The 21,510-nt window shown below is 42.1% G+C and carries 19 protein-coding genes; 16 read left to right on the forward strand and 3 right to left on the reverse strand.

All coding sequences use genetic code 11. From position 1 onward, the window contains the following. Positions 1-19: 19 nt before the first annotated feature. From A0765_RS04165 to A0765_RS04185, 4 genes are all read left to right on the forward strand, one after another. A complete protein-coding gene (locus tag A0765_RS04165; RefSeq protein ID WP_062004800.1) occupies positions 20-244 on the forward strand; it encodes a DUF3173 family protein in 225 nt (74 codons plus the stop codon). 17 nt (positions 245-261) lie between these two features. Next, entirely contained in the window at positions 262-1,446 is a 1,185-nt protein-coding gene (locus tag A0765_RS04170) for a tyrosine-type recombinase/integrase (RefSeq protein ID WP_062004802.1), read from the forward strand. Between the two features lie 315 nt (positions 1,447-1,761). Then, positions 1,762-3,498: an ABC transporter ATP-binding protein gene (locus tag A0765_RS04180; protein WP_062004805.1), complete on the forward strand. Its 1,737-nt coding sequence runs from the start codon at positions 1,762-1,764 to the stop codon at positions 3,496-3,498. A gap of 9 nt (positions 3,499-3,507) precedes the next feature. Continuing rightward, complete coding sequence (locus A0765_RS04185; RefSeq protein WP_062004807.1) at positions 3,508-5,280, forward strand: ABC transporter ATP-binding protein; 1,773 nt, start codon at positions 3,508-3,510, stop codon at positions 5,278-5,280. Positions 5,281-5,371: 91 nt separating this feature from the next. Here the strand turns inward: A0765_RS04185 and A0765_RS04190 are convergent, their stop codons facing one another. Together A0765_RS04190 and A0765_RS04195 are read right to left on the reverse strand one after the other, a co-directional pair. Next, a complete protein-coding gene (locus tag A0765_RS04190; protein ID WP_045496846.1) occupies positions 5,372-6,055 on the reverse strand; it encodes a B3/B4 domain-containing protein in 684 nt (227 codons plus the stop codon). A 56-nt stretch (positions 6,056-6,111) separates the two neighbouring features. Beyond that, complete coding sequence (locus A0765_RS04195) at positions 6,112-7,125, reverse strand: YdcF family protein (protein WP_062004809.1); 1,014 nt, start codon at positions 7,123-7,125, stop codon at positions 6,112-6,114. A 229-nt stretch (positions 7,126-7,354) separates the two neighbouring features. On the opposite strand from A0765_RS04195, the gene brnQ reads away from it, so the two are divergent. The 12 genes from brnQ (at position 7,355) to sdbB (ending at position 20,229) form a co-directional block, all read left to right on the forward strand. Next, complete coding sequence (gene brnQ / locus A0765_RS04200) at positions 7,355-8,686, forward strand: branched-chain amino acid transport system II carrier protein (protein ID WP_062004811.1); 1,332 nt, start codon at positions 7,355-7,357, stop codon at positions 8,684-8,686. A 243-nt stretch (positions 8,687-8,929) separates the two neighbouring features. Then, on the forward strand, positions 8,930-11,500 hold the full coding sequence (locus tag A0765_RS04205; protein WP_062004813.1) for an SSURE domain-containing protein: 2,571 nt from the start codon (positions 8,930-8,932) through the stop codon (positions 11,498-11,500). An 80-nt stretch (positions 11,501-11,580) separates the two neighbouring features. Continuing rightward, positions 11,581-12,279, forward strand: a complete 699-nt coding sequence (locus tag A0765_RS04210) for a response regulator transcription factor (protein ID WP_062004815.1) — start codon at positions 11,581-11,583, stop codon at positions 12,277-12,279. After that, complete coding sequence (locus A0765_RS04215; RefSeq protein ID WP_062004818.1) at positions 12,276-13,310, forward strand: HAMP domain-containing sensor histidine kinase; 1,035 nt, start codon at positions 12,276-12,278, stop codon at positions 13,308-13,310. The genes A0765_RS04210 and A0765_RS04215 overlap by 4 nt, the downstream gene beginning before the upstream one ends. A 142-nt stretch (positions 13,311-13,452) precedes the next feature. Next, positions 13,453-14,163 (forward strand): thiol-disulfide oxidoreductase-associated membrane protein CcdA2, encoded by a 711-nt coding sequence (gene ccdA2, locus A0765_RS04220; protein ID WP_062004820.1) that lies wholly within the window; start codon positions 13,453-13,455, stop codon positions 14,161-14,163. 27 nt (positions 14,164-14,190) lie between these two features. After that, entirely contained in the window at positions 14,191-14,511 is a 321-nt protein-coding gene (locus A0765_RS04225) for a hypothetical protein (RefSeq protein ID WP_062004821.1), read from the forward strand. Between the two features lie 68 nt (positions 14,512-14,579). Beyond that, the gene (locus A0765_RS04230; RefSeq protein ID WP_062004823.1) at positions 14,580-15,143 is read left to right on the forward strand and encodes a TlpA family protein disulfide reductase; all 564 of its coding nucleotides are present in this window, start codon (positions 14,580-14,582) and stop codon (positions 15,141-15,143) included. A 15-nt stretch (positions 15,144-15,158) separates the two neighbouring features. Further along, positions 15,159-16,277 (forward strand): peptide-methionine (R)-S-oxide reductase MsrB, encoded by a 1,119-nt coding sequence (gene msrB, locus A0765_RS04235; RefSeq protein ID WP_062004825.1) that lies wholly within the window; start codon positions 15,159-15,161, stop codon positions 16,275-16,277. 59 nt (positions 16,278-16,336) lie between these two features. Next, positions 16,337-17,071, forward strand: coding sequence for a response regulator transcription factor (locus A0765_RS04240; protein ID WP_062004827.1), 735 nt, complete (start codon positions 16,337-16,339; stop codon positions 17,069-17,071). Beyond that, positions 17,068-18,771, forward strand: a complete 1,704-nt coding sequence (locus A0765_RS04245) for a cache domain-containing sensor histidine kinase (protein WP_062004829.1) — start codon at positions 17,068-17,070, stop codon at positions 18,769-18,771. The genes A0765_RS04240 and A0765_RS04245 overlap by 4 nt, the downstream gene beginning before the upstream one ends. A 186-nt stretch (positions 18,772-18,957) precedes the next feature. Further along, a complete protein-coding gene (gene ccdA2 / locus A0765_RS04250; protein ID WP_045496866.1) occupies positions 18,958-19,665 on the forward strand; it encodes a thiol-disulfide oxidoreductase-associated membrane protein CcdA2 in 708 nt (235 codons plus the stop codon). A 12-nt stretch (positions 19,666-19,677) separates the two neighbouring features. Beyond that, on the forward strand, positions 19,678-20,229 hold the full coding sequence (gene sdbB, locus A0765_RS04255; protein WP_062004831.1) for a thiol-disulfide oxidoreductase-associated lipoprotein SdbB: 552 nt from the start codon (positions 19,678-19,680) through the stop codon (positions 20,227-20,229). 48 nt (positions 20,230-20,277) lie between these two features. On the opposite strand, the gene A0765_RS04260 is transcribed toward sdbB, so the two are convergent. Beyond that, positions 20,278-21,510, reverse strand: coding sequence for an NAD(P)H-dependent oxidoreductase (locus A0765_RS04260; RefSeq protein ID WP_005589802.1), 1,233 nt, complete (start codon positions 21,508-21,510; stop codon positions 20,278-20,280).

The raw sequence follows: 21,510 nt of genomic DNA on the forward strand, positions 1-21,510 counted from the left end.
TACACGAAGGAGGTGTAAAATGAAAACAGTAAATCATAAAAGGTTAATAGAATTAGGCTTTTCAAAAGCCAGTGCAAAACAAATCATCAGAGAAGCGAAAGCTATTGCCATTAGGCGATTCAATGAAGCTAGTAATTCTTCGGATAATGTGCTAAAATTGAGTAAATCGCCTTTTGATAATCGACGATTAGATTTAGCTCCGACTGAAATAGTAGAAGAGCTATTAGGCTTTCGGTTGACCTAATAGAGAGGACAACTGAAATGACTAAAAACAAAAAATACAAAGGTGTCTTTAGAGACAAGAAGGGGCGTATCTACTGCCAAACTGAATTTAAGGCTTCAGCTGATGGTAAACGACAACGCTTTAAAAGCTATCGTGATAAGTGGGGTAAACCATTTGAGACTGAGAAACAAGCCTATGATGAACTTTGTAGAGCAAGAGTAGAGTTCTATGAAAGATTTTCCTACACTGACTATAATCTAACCTTTGCTCAGTATATGGAAGATGTTTTTCTGCCATACTATAAGCAGACTGTTCAAGATGTCACTTATCGTACAGCCCTAACGCACTTTGCTACCTTTATTAAGGAGTTTGGGAATCAAAAGTTAAAAGATATTAGTCCAAGAGATTGTGAGAGATTTCGGATTAAACTGATAGACAAGTATTCTCCGAACTATGCTAGAGGTGTTTGGATTCGTTTCAAGCAATGTATGGGCTATGCTGAAAGGATGGAGTATATCAAGGCTTTTCCTTGCAAGAGCCTTGATAACCCTAGAGGTGCTAGAACTAATACGAAATTTTGGACTTTTAATGAGTTCAAGAAAGTTCTTACAACCTTTGATTTGACCGACTATGAAGACTTACTTCGTTTTACTACGGTCTGGCTCTATTATATGACTGGTGTCCGAGTTAGTGAGGGGTTCGCCTTGTTGTGGTCTGATTATGACAGTGAGAATAAACGTATATTTGTTCATGCTACTTTAGAAGCTTTGAAAGGTGGAGTTTACCATCGAAAAGAGCAGACCAAGACAATGGCAGGTATGCGATATGTTGAGCTTGATGATGAGACTGTAAAAGTTCTTGATAGGTGGAGAAAGGTTCAAATAGCTAACTCTGATAGTGACTATATTTTGTCACGATTTGGAGAGCCAATGGTTAAGAGTACCCTGACTAGAATGTTAAAGCGACATGCAGAAAAAGCGGGAGTGCCAGTTATCACTGGCAAAGGCTTGCGACATAGTCATGATTCATTCATGATTAACGTTCTGAAAAAGGATGTTCTGCTAGTATCTCAACGCTCAGGACGAGTTGATAAGGCAACCACTCTGAACACCTATTCGCATTATTATGCTCATCAGAGTACAATAGGAACAGAAATTACCGATTTACTTCAAAATGAAGGTATAAATGCTGACACCCCGTCAGACACCCCCACAACCAACTAACTAAACTGAAAAACGCTTTAAACCGATGATTATCAGGGTAACGCCTATGTTACTCTTAAGTAATATAGTATCCAATTTTAAAAAAACCGAGTCTTTCGACTTGGTTTTTTTGTAATTATTCAAGTTGTAACAATTTGTATTAAATAATGTATTCTTAAAATATAATACAAAATCGAAGAAAAGATATCCTGACAAGTCTTTACGCTCTTTCATATTTCTGCTATAATATTTTTAATAAGGCGTGCATTTGCGCGCTCTTTTCTGTCTAAAAGTACTCTTCAGTGCTTTTTTATTGTTATAGAAAATGGAGGGATTATGCTTTACATTTGGTCTTATTTGAAACGCTACCCCAAGTGGTTGGTGCTAGATTTTGTGTCGGCCATCTTTTTTGTAGTGGTCAATCTAGGGCTGCCAACGGTTTTGGCGCGCATGATTGACGAAGGAATTAACCAGGGCGATCAGGAACGCCTGTATTTCTGGGGCTTTATCATGCTGCTGGTTATTATCCTTGGGATTTTGGGGCGGATCGTCCTTTCCTATGCCGCTGGGAAACTAACGACCAGCACGGTGCGGGATATGCGGAATGATCTCTATGACAAGCTGCAGGAGTATTCCCATCATGAGTACGAGCAGATTGGCGTTTCTTCGCTAGTGACGCGGATTACCAGTGATGCCTTTGTCCTTATGCAGTTTGCGGAGCAAACACTCAAGATGGGAGCTATCACGCCTATCATGATGTTGTCGTCTATCCTCATGATTTTCCTGACCAGTCCGTCCATGGCTTGGATCGTGGCGATTTCAGTGCCATTTTTGGCAATCGTAGTTTGGTATGTTGCGGTCAAGACGCGTCCACTGTCTGAAAAGCAGCAGAAGACGCTGGACAAGATCAACCAGTATGCTCGGGAAAATCTGACTGGTCTGCGGGTCATTCGAGCCTTTGCCCGTGAGGAATTTCAGGAAGAGCGCTTCGCTAATGAAAATGAAATCTATGCGGAGAATTCCAACCGTCTCTTTAAACTGACCGGTTTGACGGAGCCCCTCTTTGTACAGATTATCATTGCTATGATTGTAGCCATTGTCTGGTTTGCTCTTAAGCCACTGGGCAGCGGCGAGCTGAAAATAGGAGATTTGGTTGCCTTTATTGAGTACAGTTTTCATGCCCTTCTGTCCTTCCTGCTCCTGTCCAGTCTCTTTACCATGTATCCACGGACGGCGGTTTCTAGCGAGCGGCTGAAGGAAGTCATGGATATGCCGATTTCCATCGATCCAAATGAGAATGGGATCACGGAAACTGCGACTCGTGGCTATCTGGAATTTGACAATGTAACCTTTGCCTATCCAGGTGAGACGGAAAATCCTGTCCTACATAATATTTCCTTCAAGGCCAAGCCGGGGGAAACGATCGCCTTTATCGGCTCAACAGGTTCTGGTAAATCTTCCTTGGTTCAGCTGATTCCGCGTTTCTATGATGTGACCTTGGGCAAGATTTTGGTAGATGGTGTGGATGTCCGCGCTTATAATCTCAAGGCCCTCCGTCAGAAGATTGGTTTTATCCCGCAGAAAGCTCTGCTATTTACCGGGACGATCGCTGAAAATATCCGCTATGGTAAGGAAGATGCTAGCTCTGAGGAGCTCAATCAAGCAGCAGATGTGGCTCAAGCTCGCGACTTTATCGAGAGCAGAGAAGAGCGCTTCGAGACGCATTTGGCTGAAGGCGGCAGCAATCTTTCTGGTGGTCAAAAGCAACGTCTGTCCATCGCGCGTGCGGTTGTTAAGGAGCCAGATATTTATATCTTTGACGATTCCTTCTCGGCTCTGGACTACAAGACAGATGCGACTTTGCGCCGCCGACTCAAGGAAGTGACGCAGGATGCAACGGTTCTTATCGTGGCTCAGCGAATCGGAACTATTATGGATGCGGATCAAATCATTGTCTTAGACAAGGGTGAGATCGTGGGTCGAGGCCGGCACGAGGAATTGATGGAAAATAATGCCATCTATCGCGAAATTGCCAATTCCCAGCTCAATAGCCAATCATTAACAGAAGAATAGGAGGAAGAGATGAAAGAAAATAGTTTTATCCGCTTATGGGGCTATCTAAAAGTCTATAAAGCCGCCGTACTTCTTGCAGTCTTCCTCAAGATTGTCAGCGTGGTCATGAGTGTCCTAGAGCCTTTTGTCCTAGGGCTTGCCATCACTGAGCTGACGCAAAATCTGCTGGATATGGCCAAGGGAGTGCCCGGTGCAGCCATCAATAGCAGCTATGTGGCTTGGATCATGCTGCTCTACTTTATTCGTGCCCTCTTTTATGAGATTGGTGCCTATTTCTCTAACTATTTTATGACCAATGCTGTGCAGAGCACCGTTCGCGATATGCGCAATGAGCTCAGTCGTAAAATCAATCGAATTCCTGTTTCGTATTTTGATAAGCACCAGTTCGGTGATTTGATTGGGCGCTTTACCAGCGATGTGGAGACTGTCTCAAATGCTCTCCAACAAAGCTTTTTGCAGGTGGTTAATGCCGTTATGACCCTGATTTTGGTCATCGGGATGGTTCTTTACCTGAATGTCCAGCCGGCCTTGATTGTTATCGTCAGCATTCCTCTGACTTATTTTGGAGCTAGATTTATTCTTAAAAAATCCCAGCCTTACTTTAAGCAGCAGGCGGATGTTTTGGGTGCTATGAATGGCTTCGTTCAGGAAAATCTGTCAGGCTTCAATGTCCTCAAACTTTATGGTCGGGAAGAGACCTCGGCTGAGGATTTTCGAGCTATTACTCAAAATTTGCAGGAAGTCGGCTTTAAAGCTAGCTTTATCTCGGGGCTCATGATGCCCGTCCTCAATGGGATTTCAGATTTGACTTATCTCATCGTGGCTCTGGTTGGTGGTTTACAGGTTATTGCTGGTCAGCTGACCATCGGAAATATGCAGGCCTTTGTCCAGTACGTCTGGCAGGTCAATCAGCCTATCCAAAACCTTACCCAGCTTGCAGGTCAGCTCCAGAGTGCCAAGTCTTCGCTGGATCGGATTTTTCAGATTTTGGATGAGCCAGATGAAGTCATGGATAATACTGTCCAGCTAGACAAGGACTTGACTGGCCAAGTCAGCTTCAAAGATGTAGACTTCCAATATGTGGCAGACAAGCCGCTGATTCGCAACTTTAATCTGGAAGTTCAGCCAGGTGAAATGGTGGCTATTGTTGGGCCGACTGGAGCTGGTAAGACGACCTTGATCAATCTTCTCATGCGTTTCTACGATGTGACCAAGGGCTCTATCAGCGTGGATGGCCACGATATCCGCCAGCTATCCCGCCAAGACTATCGTAAGCAATTTGGTATGGTTCTGCAGGATGCTTGGCTTTATGAAGGGACTATCAAGGAAAATCTCCGCTTTGGTAACCTTGATGCTACCGATGAGGAGATTGTGGAAGCAGCCAAATCAGCCAATGTGGATCACTTTATTCGTACCTTGCCGGGTGGCTACAATATGGAAATGAATCAGGAGTCTAGCAATATTTCGCTGGGTCAAAAACAACTTCTGACGATCGCACGGGCGCTCTTGGCCGATCCTAAGATTCTAATTTTGGACGAGGCGACATCCTCAGTGGACACTCGTTTGGAGCTGTTGATTCAGAAGGCCATGAAAACTCTGATGCAGGGGCGGACGAGCTTTGTCATTGCTCACCGTTTGTCCACTATCCAAGAAGCAGACAAGATTTTGGTGCTCAAGGATGGACAAATCATTGAGCAGGGCAATCACGAGTCGCTGCTGGCTGACAAGGGCTTCTATCATGACTTATATATGAGTCAATTTTCAGATAAGAAAGAAGACTAGATATACAAAAAGAGGAAACTCAGCTGAGTTTCCTTTTTGATTTATAATTTGATGGAGTTTTAAACCAAAAGCTTGTCGGGTGAAAAGGTGCTTAAAGATCGTCTACTTGAATGACATGGGTTTCGAATTCGAGATTTGGCATGGCTGCTGCTAAATCCTGGTGGATGCGTTCAAGCGCTTCTAGACGCATTTGGATAGATGTATGGGCATTTCCTTGGATAATGAAAATGGCATTTTTAGTGCTATTATCAAATTTATAAAGGTCACTGTCACGGACATCAAGCCAGGCAAGGATGCCTTTTTCATCTCGATAGACATAGTCGGTCGGAGCCACGTGTTTTTCCTTGGATAAGATAGGAAGGAAAATATCATCCTTCTGACTGACAGTAAACTCGATCTCATCACCGATTTTATCAAGGTCATGACCGCCGATAGCTAGGAGAGAATGCAAGGATTCTACATTATAAATATCAATAACGCTGTTAATCCTTGGAATGGAGCCACGGTGTTGGATATTGCGGATCAAAGCTGGTACTGTTGGCGGGTTCTTTTTAACACTGCGCCCAACTTTCTGCAACAAATCACAGTAGCCTTGGATAGTCGGATGGTCAGTGATTTCCGCTAGATTGCAGTTCAAGGCCCAGTTTTCTGCTTCCTTCTGTTTCTGGAGAAAGTCTTCTGATAAAGGTGCTTGGGGATCGACGTTTCTAGCAATGCCAAGGACGACACTTGTGATGCCAAGTTCTGCTAAACTTTTATCAATGGTAAATTTCATCTTAGACGGACCTCCATTTTTTTTCTTACCATCATTATACCTTCTTCAAGGGCTTTTCACAATGAAAAATATGCGTGGAATAAGGAGAAAAGGAAGGGAAGCAGTAGAATTCCGATGATAAACGCATGCCATTTCCAGTAGATACGGATCAAACCGGCAGTTTCTCGGATCCATGCAGAAGGAAGAAAATAGAAAGCCGTGCGAGAACCAATACTGCGGCCTTTGAGACCAACTTGTCTCATATAGATCCCTGCACGTAGCGCGTGGAAAGAATTTGTGACTAGGAGAACTCGATCTTGCTCCAGTCCTTGTGCGAGCATGAGCTCTTTACTGAATATGAGATTTTCAAGCGTAGTGCGAGATTTATTTTCGAGGAAAATACTGTCAGCTGGGACTCCTTTTTCCATCAAATAACCTGCCATAGCCTCTGCTTCGGAAATCCACTCGTCGTCTCCCTGACCGCCAGAGACAATGATGACTGGCTTCCGATTAAATTTTTCATAGATTGCTATCCCTTTATCTAAGCGTTGAGCCAGCAGAGGAGGCACCTTATCTCCAAACAATCCTGCACCGAGGATAATAATAGTCTGAGGCTCTTTCTTGACTGGAAAAATATTTAAAAAGAATGCATAGATGATATAGGAAAGATAGAGAAAGGTTCCGTAAAATAGTAGTAAATCAGCGAGGGAAATCAAAGTTGCAAGAAATGACCGAGGAGCGAGAAAATGCATCAGACCAAGCCCCACAATCGCTAGGCCGTAGAGAAGGGATAGGAGATTGGCTAATCTAAGCCCCTCTAGCTGCAACATTTGGCGACCATTAAAAATCAAATAGGCAGTAGAAGCGAAAATACTAATAGGAATTGCTAAAAGCAGGATATAAAAGCTAATCATAGCTGGTGTATAACCAATAAATCGCTCAAGACTAACAATCGTAAGCCCAGCTAAAACAATGCCCATCATTATAAGAGTGAAGGTCAGGAGATAAGCATTGAATAAACTTCTAGGTTCCCGATAGAATAAAAGAGCAAAGATAGCAGCAGGGATGAGCCAGATTAGATGAATTAACATATTAAAACCTCGCAAATGAACTTATAACTAGTATAGCATAAGTCCATCTAATAAAAAAGGAATTGTGCATATGATATAAATCGAAAACAAATAAGAGTTATTTGTAATAAATCGAATTAAATTTCGTGATTTTATTGGGTTAAGAAAAGGCAATTTTTATTTCAAAATTCTTGCAATGAGTGGTGTTTATCGGTATAATGGAAAAATCTTAAAAAGACTGGAGATGACGATGATAAAAAAAGGATCCTTGACCGGTTTGCTTTTATTTGGAATGTTTTTCGGAGCCGGTAACCTGATTTTCCCACCTCAGTTGGGCTTGGAATCTGGTCAAAATTTTTGGCCAGCTATTGGAGGTTTTGTCCTATCAGGTGTCGGTATTGCCATTTTAACTTTAATTATAGGTACTTTGAATCCCAAGGGTTATATTGATGAAATTTCGAAAAAGATTGCCCCTTGGTTTGCGGTTGCTTACTTGGTAGCCCTCTATCTTTCAATTGGTCCCTTCTTTGCCATTCCTCGGACGGCGACCACTGCCTTTTCTGTCGGGATTGAGCCCATGTTGCCTGAAGGTTCTCATGCCATTTGGCTTTTTGTATTTACGCTGGTTTATTTTGCTTTGGCCTATCTGATTGCCCTCAATCCCTCAAAAATCCTTGATAGTATCGGCCGTTATCTAACACCAATTTTTGCCCTCTTGATTGTAGTTTTGGTGCTACTAGGTGCTACCAAATATGGATCTGCGGATCCTCAAGAAGCAACAGCGGGATATGCTGCTTCAGCTTTCGGGGCAGGCTTTCTTCAAGGCTACAATACTCTAGATGCTTTGGCTTCAGTTGCTTTTAGTGTGGTTGCTGTGACGACACTCAACCAACTCGGTTTCAAGAATAAAAAAGAATATATTTCTACTATTTGGATCGTGGGTATCCTTGTGGCGCTGGGCTTTAGCGTTCTTTATATCGGTTTGGCCTTCCTTGGAAATCACTTCCCACTTGATCTAGCGAATTTGCCGAAAGGTGCAAACGTAGGGGCTTCTGTTTTGTCTTCTGCAACTCAGGCCATCTTTGGTCCAATGGCTCAAATTTTCCTAGCGATTATGGTAACAGTGACCTGTTTTACAACTACAGCAGGACTTATCGTCTCAACTGGCGAATTTTTCAACAATACTTTCCCGAAAGTATCTTATAAGGTTTATGCGACCATTTTTACGCTAGTTGGTTTTGCTATTGCAAATCTTGGTTTGAATGCTATTATTCAGTATTCAGTTCCAGCTCTGGAAATTCTTTACCCTATCACCATTACGATTGTGATGATTGTCATGGTTAATCGCTTTTTACCACTTTCTAAACCAGGGATGCAGTTGACCATCGCAGTGGTGACTCTGATTGCTTTTGCTAGCATTTTGGGACGACAATTCAAGCTAACTGCCATTCTCAATCTGGTTAATGCTCTACCATTTGCTCAAGCTTCTCTACCTTGGTTGCTGCCGGCTCTGGTTGGGATCTTGCTTTCCCTCCTTTTGCCAAACAAGCAAAAAACTGAAGCATTTGAATTTGAAGCATAAGAAGAAAATTCACCACAGTGTGGTGGATTTTTTTTTGACTCATTGTCAATTGTATTAGGTGATTTAAGTTTAAGACTGGGAATGTTTGGTGAAGAAACTCAAGTTGTTTCTTATGAATAATAAGACAATATAAGCATTTTATAAGATAGATTTAAGAAAAATTTTAACTCTTTCTTATCCCCATTTAATCTTAGGAGATTATACTAAAGTCATCAAAAAAAAACAAACCTAAAGGAGAATCTTATGAAATTCAATTCAAATCAAAAGTATACTCGCTGGTCAATCCGTCGTTTAAGCGTAGGTGTGGCTTCCGTCGTAGTTGCCAGTGGTTTCTTTTTGCTAGTTGGTCAACCAAACACTGTACATGCAGATGTTCTCACTACGACTCCGACTGAAGTTCTTCAAACAGATTCATCATCACTAGAAAAGAATGAGTTGCCAGAGACAGTTTTAAAAGAAGGAGTGGATTCAGCTCTTCCTGAAAATCAGTCAGCTCCAAAGGAAGTGGTCGATGAGACTAATCCTTCAGACAAGTCTAGCCTAGCTCCTAAGGAAGAAGTAACAAAAACCAAAGAAGAACAGAATATTACAGAAGTTACCGATCAGAAAGAAGAAACTAAGCCAGTGGCAACTCTTGATGTAGTTTCAAACCAAGCTCGTGAAGCAGCTATTTCTCAATCAGTAACGACTCAAGATGAAGTTAAAAAAGGAGTTGAAGAAAATACTAAGGACTCAGTAGACGTCCCAGCTAGCTACTTAGAAAAAGCGAACGTTCCCGGTCCATTCTTGGCCGGTGTTAATCAAGTCATTCCGTATGAAGCTTTCGGTGGAGATGGTATGTTGACGCGTCTCTTGTTGAAAGCCTCAGACAAAGCCCCATGGTCAGATAATGGTTCGGCTAAAAATCCTGCTCTATTGCCGCTTGAAGGCTTGGCCAAAGGTCAATACTTCTACGAAGTGGATTTGAACGGCAATACTACAGGTAAAGACGGGCAAGCCCTTCTTGACCAACTTCGTATTAATGGCACTCATGATTACCAAGCGACTGTCAAAGTCTATGGTGCTAAAGATGGAAAAGCAGATTTAACCAATCTTGTAGCAACAAAAAATGTAACTGTTAGTTTAAATGGCCTTATTTCAAAAGAAGCAGTCAAAGATTCAGTCACTAAAAATATTAAAGACCATATCGACGTTCCAGCCAGCTACCTAGAAAAAGCAAATGTTCCTGGTCCATTCTTGGCGGGTGTTAACCAAGTCATCCCGTATGAAGCTTTCGGTGGCGACGGCATGTTGACGCGCCTCTTGCTCAAATCTTCTGACAAGGCTCCTTGGTCAGACAATGGAACAGCTAAAAATCCAGCTCTCTTGCCACTTGAAGGCTTGGCCAAAGGTCAATACTTCTACGAAGTGGATTTGAACGGCAATACTACAGGTAAAGACGGGCAAGCCCTTCTTGACCAACTTCGTGCTAACGGAACTCACAGTTACCAAGCTACTGTCAAAGTCTATGGTGCTAAAGATGGAAAAGCAGATTTGACCAATCTCGTAGCTACAAAAAATGTAACTGTTAACTTGAACGGCCTTGTTTCAAAAGAAGCAGTCAAAGATTCAGTCACTAAAAATATCAAAGACCATATTGACGTCCCAGCCAGCTATTTAGAAAAAGCGAACGTTCCCGGTCCATTCTTGGCTGGTGTTAATCAAGTCATTCCGTATGAAGCTTTCGGTGGAGATGGTATGTTGACGCGTCTCTTGCTCAAATCTTCTGACAAGGCTCCATGGTCAGATGATGGAACAGCGAACAATCCAGCCCTCTTGCCACTTGAAGGCTTAGCCAAAGGTCAATACTTCTACGAAGTGGATTTGAACGGCAACACGACAGGTAAAGACGGACAAGCCCTTCTCGACCAACTTCGCGCTAATGGCACATATGCTTACCAAGCGACTGTCAAAGTCTATGGTGCTAAAGATGGAAAAGCAAATTTAAGCAATCTCGTAGCTACAAAAAATGTAACTGTTAACTTGAACAGCCTTGTTTCAAAAGAAGCAGTCAAAGATTCAGTCACCAAAAATATTAAAGACCATATTGATGTCCCAGCTAGCTACTTAGAAAAAGCGAATGTTCCTGGTCCATTCTTGGCCGGTGTTAATCAAGTTATTCCGTATGAAGCTTTCGGTGGAGACGGCATGTTGACGCGCCTCTTGCTCAAATCTTCTGATAAGGCACCTTGGTCAGACAATGGAACAGCTAAAAATCCAGCCCTCTTACCACTTGAAGGCTTAGCTAAAGGTCAATACTTCTACGAAGTAGATTTGAATGGCAATACTACAGGTAAAGATGGACAAGCCCTTCTCGACCAACTTCGCGCTAATGGCACATATGCTTACCAAGCGACTGTCAAGGTCTATGGTGCTAAAGATGGAAAACCAGATTTGACAAATCTTATCGCGACTCGTCAAGTAACGATTCAGCTTCGTGGAAAAGAAATGGCTACAATACCATCTCAAGAAGGTCAAATGAATATGAAACCTTCTACAACACCATCTCAAGAAGGTCAGATGAATAAGAAGCCTTCTGCAACAGATTCTATGAGTACAGCTGAGGGTACGAAGGAAGTAGATCATCGCATGACTGATGTGAAGGGGGAACACCCAACTTCTAAGCCGATGGCAGATACGATGAAAAAAAATGATAAGCCTACGTTACCAAAAACTGGTGAAGCTCAAACAGCTACTGCTACCATTGGTTTCTTAGGACTAGCTTTGGCAGGAATTCTTAGCCTTCTAGGTTTGAAAGAAAAACAAAAAGATTAAGGTTCAAATCATTTAAAAATTACTAAAAATAGTGTTATACTAAAGCCAGTATAACACTGTTTTTATCAGGAGATTGGCAAATGGGAAAGACAATTTTACTCGTTGATGATGAGATGGATATTCTAGATATTCAAAAGCGCTATCTTATGCAGGAAGGCTACCATGTTTTAGTGGCTCGAGATGGCGTGGAGGGGTTGGATCTTTTCAGAAAGAAATCTGTTGACCTGATCATCACGGACATCATGATGCCGAATATGGACGGTTATGACTTTATCAGTGAGGTTCAGTATATGGCACCTGATCAGCCTTTTCTTTTTACAACAGCTAAGACTAGCGATCAAGACAAAATTTACGGTTTGAGCTTAGGAGCAGATGATTTTATAGCCAAACCTTTTAGTCCTCGCGAGCTGGTGCTAAGAGTCAATAATATTTTGCGCCGACTTCATCGTGGAGGCGAGATCGAACAAATTGAGCTCGGTGATTTGGTGATGAATCATGCGGTTCATGAGGCTCGCATCGGAGAGCATTTTTTGGAATTAACAGTGAAATCCTTTGAATTGCTCTGGATTTTAGCTAGTAATCCTGAGAGAGTTTTTTCAAAGACGGAGCTTTACGAAAAGGTGTGGCAGGAAGACTTCGTAGATGATACCAATACCCTTAATGTTCATATCCATGCTCTGAGACAGGAATTGACCAAGTATGCTAGTTCAGACACTCCTGCCGTCAAAACTGTCTGGGGTCTGGGGTATAAAATGGAAGGAGCACGAGGTATAAAATGAAATTAAAAAGTTACATTCTAGTAGGGTACCTAATTTCTAGCCTACTAACGATTTTACTCGTTTTCTGGGCAGTCCAGCGAATGTTGATTGTAAAAAGCGAGATTTATTTCCTAGTTGGAATGACCTTGATTGCTAGTTTTATAGGAGCGGCAGTCAGTCTCTTTCTTTTATCGCCAGTATTTTCTTCCCTTCGGCATCTGAAAAAACAGGCTCAGAATATAGCTGACAAGGATTTTAGTACAGAGATTGACGCCAAGGGCCCTATCGAATTTCAAGAGTTAGGTCAGGCTTTTAACGATATGTCGCATAATTTGCAAGAAACGTTTGAATCGCTTGATGAAAGTGAACGAGAAAAAGGAATGATGATTGCCCAGCTTTCTCACGATATTAAAACTCCCATTACCTCTATTCAGGCGACTGTGGAGGGGATTTTAGATGGAGTGATCGAAGAAGAGGAGCAGATTCATTACTTGACCACGATTAGCCGTCAGACAGAGCGTTTGAATAAATTGGTGGAAGAGTTGGATGTTTTGACTCTTAATGCCCAGCCTCGAATAGAATCAGATGGAGAAGCTGAAATAGTCTTTCTAGACCAGCTATTGATTGAGGTCATGAGTGAATTTCAACTATTGATTGAGCAAGAGGAGCGAGACATCTACATTCAAGTGTCTCCTGAGTCAGCGAAAATTAAGAGCCATTACGATAAACTTTCTCGTATCTTGGTCAACTTGCTAAATAATGCCTTTAAGTATTCAGACCCTGGAACTAAAATTGAGGTCGTGGCTCAATTAACTGAGCAGATCTTGACAATAAGTGTGAAGGATGAAGGACAGGGTATTGCTCCTGAGGATTTGGATAAGATTTTCAAACGCCTTTATCGTGTAGAAACATCTCGTAATATGAAGACAGGTGGGCATGGTCTGGGCCTTGCTATTGCTCGTGAGTTGGCTCATCAGCTGGGTGGAGAAATAATGGTTGAAAGCCAGTGTGGCCTAGGAAGCACTTTTACATTTACTCTCAACCTAACATAAATCCACAGCAATTGGTATACGTTTTCAATTCTTGATTTAGCAAAGATAAAACCAAATTCAAGTTTTTCCAAATCGATCTCCCTATTTTTAGGGAGATTTTTATTTTATACTAGAGTCAGAAATTGATAGAGAGGTTTTTGAAATGGCAACAAGTTTTTTGTTCTTTATTTCTGTTTTTCTGGCAGGGATTCTTTCCTTTTTCTCCCCCTGTATCTTACCGCTTATGCCAGTCTATGTGGGGATTTTGCTGGATTCGGATCAGCCGAAAACGGTTCGGTTTATGGGAAAAGACATTTCCTGGTATGGATTGGCTAAGACTCTATGTTTCATAGCTGGTTTATCAACTGTATTCTTAGTTTTGGGCTATGGAGCTGGCGCTCTAGGACAAGTCCTCTATGCTCCTTGGTTTCGCTATGTTCTGGGTGGAATTGTCATTCTACTGGGAATCCACCAGATGGGAATCATCAATATCCAGCAGCTGCAAAAGCAAAAGAGCATCCAACTTAAAAAGAATAGTAAAAGAAGTGATTTTCTTAACGCATTTCTCTTGGGTATCACCTTTAGCTTTGGTTGGACGCCCTGTGTGGGACCTGTTCTGAGCTCTGTTTTAGCAATTGCTGCTTCTGGCGGTAACGGCGCTTTTCAGGGAGGTTTGCTTATGTTGGTTTACACACTTGGATTAGCACTTCCATTTCTAGCTATGGCTTTGGCTTCTGGCTGGGTATTGCAGCGCTTTTCGAAACTAAAACCTTATATGGGAACGCTTAAGAAAATCGGCGGTGCACTCATCATCCTCATGGGAATCTTGCTTATGCTCGGAAATCTAAACGCTTTAGCATCGCTATTTGGATAAATATTATATAATTAAAGGAGAAATATCATGAAAAAAATCGCTACCCTTACAATGGCTACTCTTAGTATCTTTGCCTTGGCTGCTTGCTCCAGTCAAAAGTCAAATTCAGACATGAAAAAGATGGATGATAGCAGTATGATGAAGAAAGAGGATATGAAAAAAGACGACATGAAGAAGGAGGATATGAAAGACTCCAGCATGTCTGATGACAAGATGAAAAAGGACGATATGAAGGACTCTTCTATGATGTCCGACAGTAAGTCTGACATGAAAGATGATATGAAATCAAGCGACTCAAGCATGAAGGATGACATGAAAGATTCATCCGAAATGTCATCTGAAAAATAAAATTATCAATAAGGGTGGAAGTCGTCAGTTTTGTCGGCTTTCTCCTTATTTTGAAAGGAAAGAAAACGATGAAGAAACTATCGATTTTGACTGCCAGTCTGCTTTGTGTCGGCTTATTGGGAGCTTGCTCAAATCAGCAAATGAATTCGGAAGCTTCTAAAAATGATAAAAGTTCCATGACTAGTAAGGCAAATTCTAATCAAGCTACAAAGATGGCCAAGGACTTTAGTCTGCAAGGAGTGGACGGCAAGACCTACAAGCTGTCTGATTTCAAAGGCAAGAAAGTATATCTAAAATTTTGGGCATCTTGGTGCTCTATTTGTCTATCCACTCTTGGAGATACCAATGATTTGGCTAAGGAGCAGTCTGGAAAAGATTATGTTGTCCTGTCGGTGGTGTCTCCGACCTTTAATGGAGAAAAGTCAGCAGATGATTTTAAGAAATGGTACAAGTCTTTGGACTACAAAGACTTCCCAGTTCTCATGGATACCAAGGGAGAATTGCTGAAAGAATACGGTATTCGCTCGTATCCATCTGCTCTCTTTATCAATAGTGATGGCTCACTTGCTAAAACTCATGTGGGCTATATGAGCAAGGAAGATATTGAAAAAACACTGAAAGAAATCAAGTAGAAAGGAGTAATGAGCATGGAAGGCAAATGGAAGATTTTTCTGGTTTTGTTTGGCTTGCTTGCCTGTTTTGGTCTATTTTTCTTAATCAAGGGCTCCATGTCTATTAACCCATCTCAGGCTAATATTGAGCAAATCAAGAAAGCCTCTATGAGCAAGACAGAAGTGACTAAACAGAAGAAAGAAGATGTCAAGGAAGAGGACAAGCGGGAGATTTATCTGGCTGGCGGCTGTTTTTGGGGAGTAGAAGAGTACTTTTCTCGCGTGCCAGGTGTAATAGATGCAGTATCAGGCTATGCAAATGGTAAGGGCGACACGACCAAGTATGAATTGGTCTCTCAAACTGGTCACGCTGAGACGGTAAAAATTACTTATAACGTTAAAAAAATATCTCTCAAAGAAATCCTGCTGCATTATTTCCGCATTATTGATCCAACTTCTAAAAACAAGCAGGGAAATGATCAGGGTACCCAGTATCGGACAGGTGTTTATTATAAGGACGAAGCTGATCTTGAGACTATTAATCAGGTCTTTGATGAGGTTGCAAAGAAATATGATAAGCCTTTGGCTGTTGAAAAAGAGTCTCTGAAAAACTTTATCAAGGCAGAAGATTATCATCAGGATTACTTAAAAAAGAATCCTAATGGATATTGCCATATCGATGTCAATCAAGCTGCTTACCCTGTTATCGAAGCTAATCGCTATCCTAAGCCTAGCGATGAAGAGATTAAGGCCAAGCTCTCTCCAGAAGAATACGCAGTCACACAAAAGAATGACACAGAGCGGGCTTTTTCTAATCGCTATTGGGATAAGTTTGATGCTGGTATCTATGTGGATGTGGTGACAGGCGAGCCTCTTTTTTCATCAAAGGATAAGTTTGACTCAGGCTGCGGTTGGCCGAGTTTCACACGCCCTATCAGTCCAGATGTTGCGACTTACAAAGAAGACAAGAGTTTCAACATGACACGGACAGAAGTTCGCAGTCGGGTTGGAAATTCACATCTGGGCCATGTTTTCACAGACGGTCCTAAGGACAAGGGTGGCTTGCGCTATTGTATTAATAGTTTGTCAATCAAGTTCATTCCAAAAGCTGAGATGGAGGAGAAGGGCTACGGTTATCTGTTGGATTATGTTTAAGAGCATTTTGATTAAAAATTTGCTATAATAAATCCAGTAAAAATAAGGAGTTGAATCTTGTGTATTCAATTATGATTGTAGAGGATGAGTATCTGGTAAGACAGGGAATTGCGTCCTTGGTAGACTATGAACAGTTTGGTATGCAGGTCATTGCCCAGGCTGAAAATGGAATAGAAGCTTGGCAGAAATTTCAGGAAAATCCTGCTGACATCCTGCTGACCGATATCAATATGCCACAGATGAATGGCCTTGAACTGGCCAAGCTAGTCAGGGACCAGGCTCCTAAGTGCCATATCGTTTTCCTGACAGGCTATGATGATTTTGACTATGCTCGGACGGCCATTAAGCTAGGTGCAGATGACTATCTTCTCAAGCCGTTTTCCAAGGATGATGTTGAGGAGATGTTGGCCAAGGTGCAGACTAAACTTGATCAGGAACGTAAAAAAGCCCAGATTCAAAACTTGGTCGATCAAGGCCAACATTCTGAGTTGGAAGAGGCTATTCACGCGCGTCTAGCTGATTCAGAATTAAGCTTGAAAAGTTTGGCTTTCCAATTGGGATTTAGTCCGTCCTACCTAAGTGTTCTTATCAAAAAAGAATTAGGCTTGCCTTTTCAAGATTATTTGATTCAAGAACGGATGAAAAAAGCTAAACTCTTACTCTTAACCACAGATTTGAAGATTTATGAAATAGCAGAGCAGGTAGGTTTTGAAGATATGAACTATTTTTCTCAGCGCTTCAAGCAGGTGGTTGGGCTGACACCTCGGCAGTTTAAAAAAGGAGAGGAGAAATGAAACGTTATCCGCTTCTTATCCAGTTGATTGTCTATATTTTTCTGCTGGTTCTTTTACTCTTGGGATTTGTTGGGAGTCTCTACTATCAGACTAGCTCGCAGACTATTCGGCAGCTGACAGAGCGGACGACACGCAATAGCATGGAGCAAAGCGGGCAGTTCATTGCTTCTTATTTGCAGAAATTAAAACAAACCACCTCCACACTGAGCAAGGAAGAAACGATTCGTAAGTTTGCTCAGAATCAAGAAAGTAGTGAAAGGTCAGTACAGGCTTTGATGAAAACCATTATTGAGACAGATCCGGATTTGGTGTCGGCAGTATTGGTTACCAAGGACGGGCGCGTGGTCTCGACAGATTCTCAAATCAGTATGCAGACTTCCTCTGATATGATGAATGAAAAATGGTATCAGGAAGCTGTTCATACCAAAGCCATGCCTGTCTTGACCCCTGCTCGCAAGGAGTCTCTGTCATCAGAGAAAGAGAAGTGGGTTGTTTCTGTCACTCAGGAAGTAGTGGATGAAGCAGGGCAGAATCTCGGTGTGTTGCGCCTGGATATCGGCTATAAGAGTCTCAAAGCCTATCTGGATAGGCTTCAGCTAGGAAAGAAGGGCTTTAGCTTTATTGTCAATAGCCAGCATGAATTTGTCTATCATCCCAAGAAAAGTGTTTATTCATCCAGCCAGGAAATGAAAGCTATGCAGCCCTATATCTCGGTCAAGGATGGTTATGCAGACCAGAAGCAGGCTTTTGTCTATCAGATTGACATTTCAGATAGTGATTGGACTTTAATTGGTGTTGCCTCATTAGAGCAATTACAGATGCTTCAGTCACAAATGCTTTATTCTTTTGTGGGAATGGGCCTTTTAGCACTCCTGATGTGTTTGGCTGGTATTTGGTTTGTCCTGCGTTTGTGGATTAAGCCTCTGCAGAATCTGCAGGCTGTCATTCTGAAGATCGGCTCGGGCGACTCAAACCTTCGGGCGGAAGCAAAGGGGTCTCCAGAGTTGGTTGACTTGGCTCAGCAGTTCAATAAAATGCTGGATCAAATCGAACGACTAATGGAAGCTGTCAAGACAGAAGAACAAAATGTCCGCCGCTATGAGCTCCGAGCTCTCTCGGCTCAAATCAACCCTCATTTCCTTTATAATACCTTGGATACGATTGTCTGGATGGCTGAATTTAACGACAGCAAGCGCGTTGTTGAGGTAACAAAATCACTCGCTCAGTATTTCCGCTTGGCGCTCAATCAAGGACACGAACAGATTGCTCTTAGAGACGAGATTGATCACGTTCGTCAGTATCTTTTTATCCAGAAGCAGCGCTATGGTGACAAGCTCCAATATGAGATTGAAGAGGATGAATCCATAGCTGATTATAAATTGCCCAAGCTGGTACTTCAGCCTTTGGTTGAAAATGCCATCTACCATGGCATTAAAGAAATTGACCGACAAGGCGTGATTCGGGTAACGTCAGCAGCAGAAGAGGGGCAACTGATACTGTCTATCTATGATAACGGCCGCGGATTTGATCTCCAAAATTCAGTGGACAAGACTCTCCCTCGCCTAGGTGGTGTCGGTCTGAAAAATGTCGATCAACGTTTGAGATTGCAGTTCGGAGACGACTACCATATGGAAATCCAGTCCGAACCAGATACATTTACCCAGATTAACCTTTATTTTCGACTAGATTCAGATGCTTAAGTTCGCTATCCTTCAGTACTCCAGCCGGAAAACTTCCGGCTTTTTTGCTGTTTAGGAACGAAATAGGCCTTTTACAGATGGCTTCTCCGATAAATGATACAAGAATGAGGATAGTGTAGCAAAATGTGGAAAAATTTAAATCGTTTGTTATAATAATATTGAAAACACATCTTAAAGGAGGTTGGGATGGAGTCTGGTTTATTTTTTGTTTCGGTCTTTTTGGCTGGAATTCTCTCGTTTTTCTCACCCTGTATCTTTCCCTTGTTACCAGTCTACATAGGGATATTGCTGGATGAAGAAGAGCCTAGAGAAGTCAAGTTTCTGGGCAGAAAGATCGCTTGGACTGGTCTGATCAAGACCCTGTGTTTCATTGCTGGAATTTCTTTAGTTTTCTTTCTACTAGGCTTCGGTGCAGGATTCTTAGGCAGAGTGATTTACGATGAGAAATTCCGTTATCTGATGGGGATTATCATCATTTTGCTAGGAATTCACCAGATGGAGCTGATTAATATCAGGCAGTTACAATTCCAGAAAAATGTGGAATTTAAGAAAAATAGTCGTCGGAATGATTTTCTTTCAGCCTTTTTACTTGGTATTAGTTTCAGTTTTGGTTGGACGCCTTGTATCGGACCTGTCCTTAGTTCGGTTCTGGCTCTAGCTGCCTCTGGAGGAAATGGAGCTATCCAAGGAGCGCTCCTAACACTGGTTTATACTTTGGGAATGGCCTTACCATTTCTCATCTTAGCTTTAGCTTCTAGCTTCGTTATGCGCTATTTTTCAAAAATCAAACCCTATATGGGGCTAATGAAAAAAATTGGAGGAGCCTTAATCATTTTTATGGGAATCCTTCTCATGCTCGGGCAGTTAAATGCTTTATCAGGAATTTTTGGATAAAAGGAGAAAAGGATGAAAAAAATTCTTTCGCTAGTTGTTGCTTCGATAGCTTTTCTGACACTATCAGCTTGTTCATCTGACGAAAAGGGGATGGATAGTAAAAGCCAGTCCAGTACAAGTGTCCAATCGCTGGTTGCAGTTGGCCAGGAGGCACCGGACTTCACTCTTCAGTCAATGGATGGAAAAACTGTCAAGCTTTCTGATTACCGTGGAAAAAAAGTCTATCTGAAGTTCTGGGCTTCTTGGTGCGGACCTTGTAAGCGAAGCATGCCAGAATTGGTTGAGTTAGCTGGTAAAAAAGACCGTGATTTTGAAATATTGTCTATTGTAGCACCGGGTCTCCAAGGAGAGAAGTCTGTTGAGGACTTCCCAAAATGGTATCAAGAACAAGGATATAAGGATGTGCCCGTTCTATTTGACACGTCTGGTGCAATCTTCCAAGCCTATCAGGTTCGCAGTATTCCAACAGAAATCCTCATTGATAGTCAAGGAAAAATTGGGAAGATTCAATTTGGAGCAATCAGCAACGAAGAAGCAGAAAAGGCCTTCAAGGAGATGAAATAAAATAAAAAAGAATGGATATAAAAATCCATTCTTTTCATTTTGTTCTGATTAAGCACTAGCGCCAGATGTTGCATCGGCATCTCCACCGCCGTGACCACCGCCGGTATCTGAAGCACCAGAAGTGGCATCGGCTGCTGCAGCTGCAGGAGCAAAAGGACCACTTCCTCCAACCAAGCGTTGACCAGTTGTTTTTAGATACCAATCTAGCCAAGGTTGGAAGTTGAAGACGATTTCGTTGATACCAGCGTAGGATCCGTCAGGATAGTACATTGCTTGGTAGTTGTGGGTATTGATGACACCTGCTGGTGAACCAGGAACGATCGTACGAACGTACTCTTGATCACCATTACGAAGAACACCAACTACCCATTCCACGTTCTTCATGCGAGCAGCAGGAAGAGAGTTGTGTAGAGTTGAGAGACGGCCACCAGATTGGGATGGTACACGTTTGGCAAACATAGTGTCCGGATCTTGATGAGCGTTGTTATAGTAAAGGAACTGGTTGTTATCATCTGCGTAAGTCAATTCAAACGGCATAGCCTTTAAGAACATGTCGATTTGGTTAACAGTCAGGATACCATGGTCAAGCTTGACATAGGTATCGCCAGAAACAGCACCAACAGCTTTTGCAGCTTTTTCTACCCATTCTGGATCGTCAGGGTCAACTTCTGTGATGGTTGTTGCGATTGGGTTCGTGACATCTAAGTCTTCAGGAGCAATTGGTTTAGGTTTTTTCAATTTTGAGACTACCTCAACATATTTTACAAAGTTATCTAAGCAAGATTCAAGGAATTTAACAGTTCCTTCGTTTGTGATATTGCCTTCATTATCAAAAGCTTCTTTCGCTTTACCAAGAAGGAATTCATTTCCTGGTAACGTATAAGCATTGACACCTGGAGCATCCAAGATCTTACGCAAATGTACTTGGGCACGAGAGGTTCCTTGGTCGTAGTAGGAAGCTCCCACAATCATAACAGGCTTGCTTTCAAATGGGTGAACTTCATAAGAGAGCCATTCAAGGACGCTCTTGAGAGCTGCTGTAATGGTGTGGTTGTGCTCAGGAGTGGCAATGATGACACCGTCAGCGCGCGTGATGCGGTTGTACAAAAGGCGCAGCTGGAAGGATTCGTCCCATTTTTCATCTTGATTAAAGAGTGGAACTTCATCAATTTCCAAAACTTCTAATTCAAATTTCAGTTTAAATTGTTTTCTGATGAATTCTAGTAATTTACGGTTGTATGATTGGTCTGCATTTGAGCCGACAAGTCCAACAAATTTCAT

It is taken from the genome of Streptococcus cristatus, from assembly GCF_001588905.1.
In the GTDB taxonomy this organism is placed as follows: Bacteria; Bacillota; Bacilli; order Lactobacillales; family Streptococcaceae; genus Streptococcus; species Streptococcus cristatus_N.

Bases quoted from the DNA above. Each gene is read 5' to 3' on its own strand.
- A0765_RS04165 (WP_062004800.1), top strand. From the start codon at position 20: ATGAAAACAGTAAATCATAAAAGGTTAATAGAATTAGGCTTTTCAAAA.
- A0765_RS04170 (WP_062004802.1), top strand. From the start codon at position 262: ATGACTAAAAACAAAAAATACAAAGGTGTCTTTAGAGACAAGAAGGGG.
- A0765_RS04180 (WP_062004805.1), top strand. From the start codon at position 1,762: ATGCTTTACATTTGGTCTTATTTGAAACGCTACCCCAAGTGGTTGGTG.
- A0765_RS04185 (WP_062004807.1), top strand. From the start codon at position 3,508: ATGAAAGAAAATAGTTTTATCCGCTTATGGGGCTATCTAAAAGTCTAT.
- A0765_RS04190 (WP_045496846.1), bottom strand. From the start codon at position 6,055: ATGAAATTTACCATTGATAAAAGTTTAGCAGAACTTGGCATCACAAGT.
- A0765_RS04195 (WP_062004809.1), bottom strand. From the start codon at position 7,125: ATGTTAATTCATCTAATCTGGCTCATCCCTGCTGCTATCTTTGCTCTT.
- brnQ (WP_062004811.1), top strand. From the start codon at position 7,355: ATGATAAAAAAAGGATCCTTGACCGGTTTGCTTTTATTTGGAATGTTT.
- A0765_RS04205 (WP_062004813.1), top strand. From the start codon at position 8,930: ATGAAATTCAATTCAAATCAAAAGTATACTCGCTGGTCAATCCGTCGT.
- A0765_RS04210 (WP_062004815.1), top strand. From the start codon at position 11,581: ATGGGAAAGACAATTTTACTCGTTGATGATGAGATGGATATTCTAGAT.
- A0765_RS04215 (WP_062004818.1), top strand. From the start codon at position 12,276: ATGAAATTAAAAAGTTACATTCTAGTAGGGTACCTAATTTCTAGCCTA.
- ccdA2 (WP_062004820.1), top strand. From the start codon at position 13,453: ATGGCAACAAGTTTTTTGTTCTTTATTTCTGTTTTTCTGGCAGGGATT.
- A0765_RS04225 (WP_062004821.1), top strand. From the start codon at position 14,191: ATGAAAAAAATCGCTACCCTTACAATGGCTACTCTTAGTATCTTTGCC.
- A0765_RS04230 (WP_062004823.1), top strand. From the start codon at position 14,580: ATGAAGAAACTATCGATTTTGACTGCCAGTCTGCTTTGTGTCGGCTTA.
- msrB (WP_062004825.1), top strand. From the start codon at position 15,159: ATGGAAGGCAAATGGAAGATTTTTCTGGTTTTGTTTGGCTTGCTTGCC.
- A0765_RS04245 (WP_062004829.1), top strand. From the start codon at position 17,068: ATGAAACGTTATCCGCTTCTTATCCAGTTGATTGTCTATATTTTTCTG.
- ccdA2 (WP_045496866.1), top strand. From the start codon at position 18,958: ATGGAGTCTGGTTTATTTTTTGTTTCGGTCTTTTTGGCTGGAATTCTC.
- sdbB (WP_062004831.1), top strand. From the start codon at position 19,678: ATGAAAAAAATTCTTTCGCTAGTTGTTGCTTCGATAGCTTTTCTGACA.
- A0765_RS04260 (WP_005589802.1), bottom strand. From the start codon at position 21,510: ATGAAATTTGTTGGACTTGTCGGCTCAAATGCAGACCAATCATACAAC.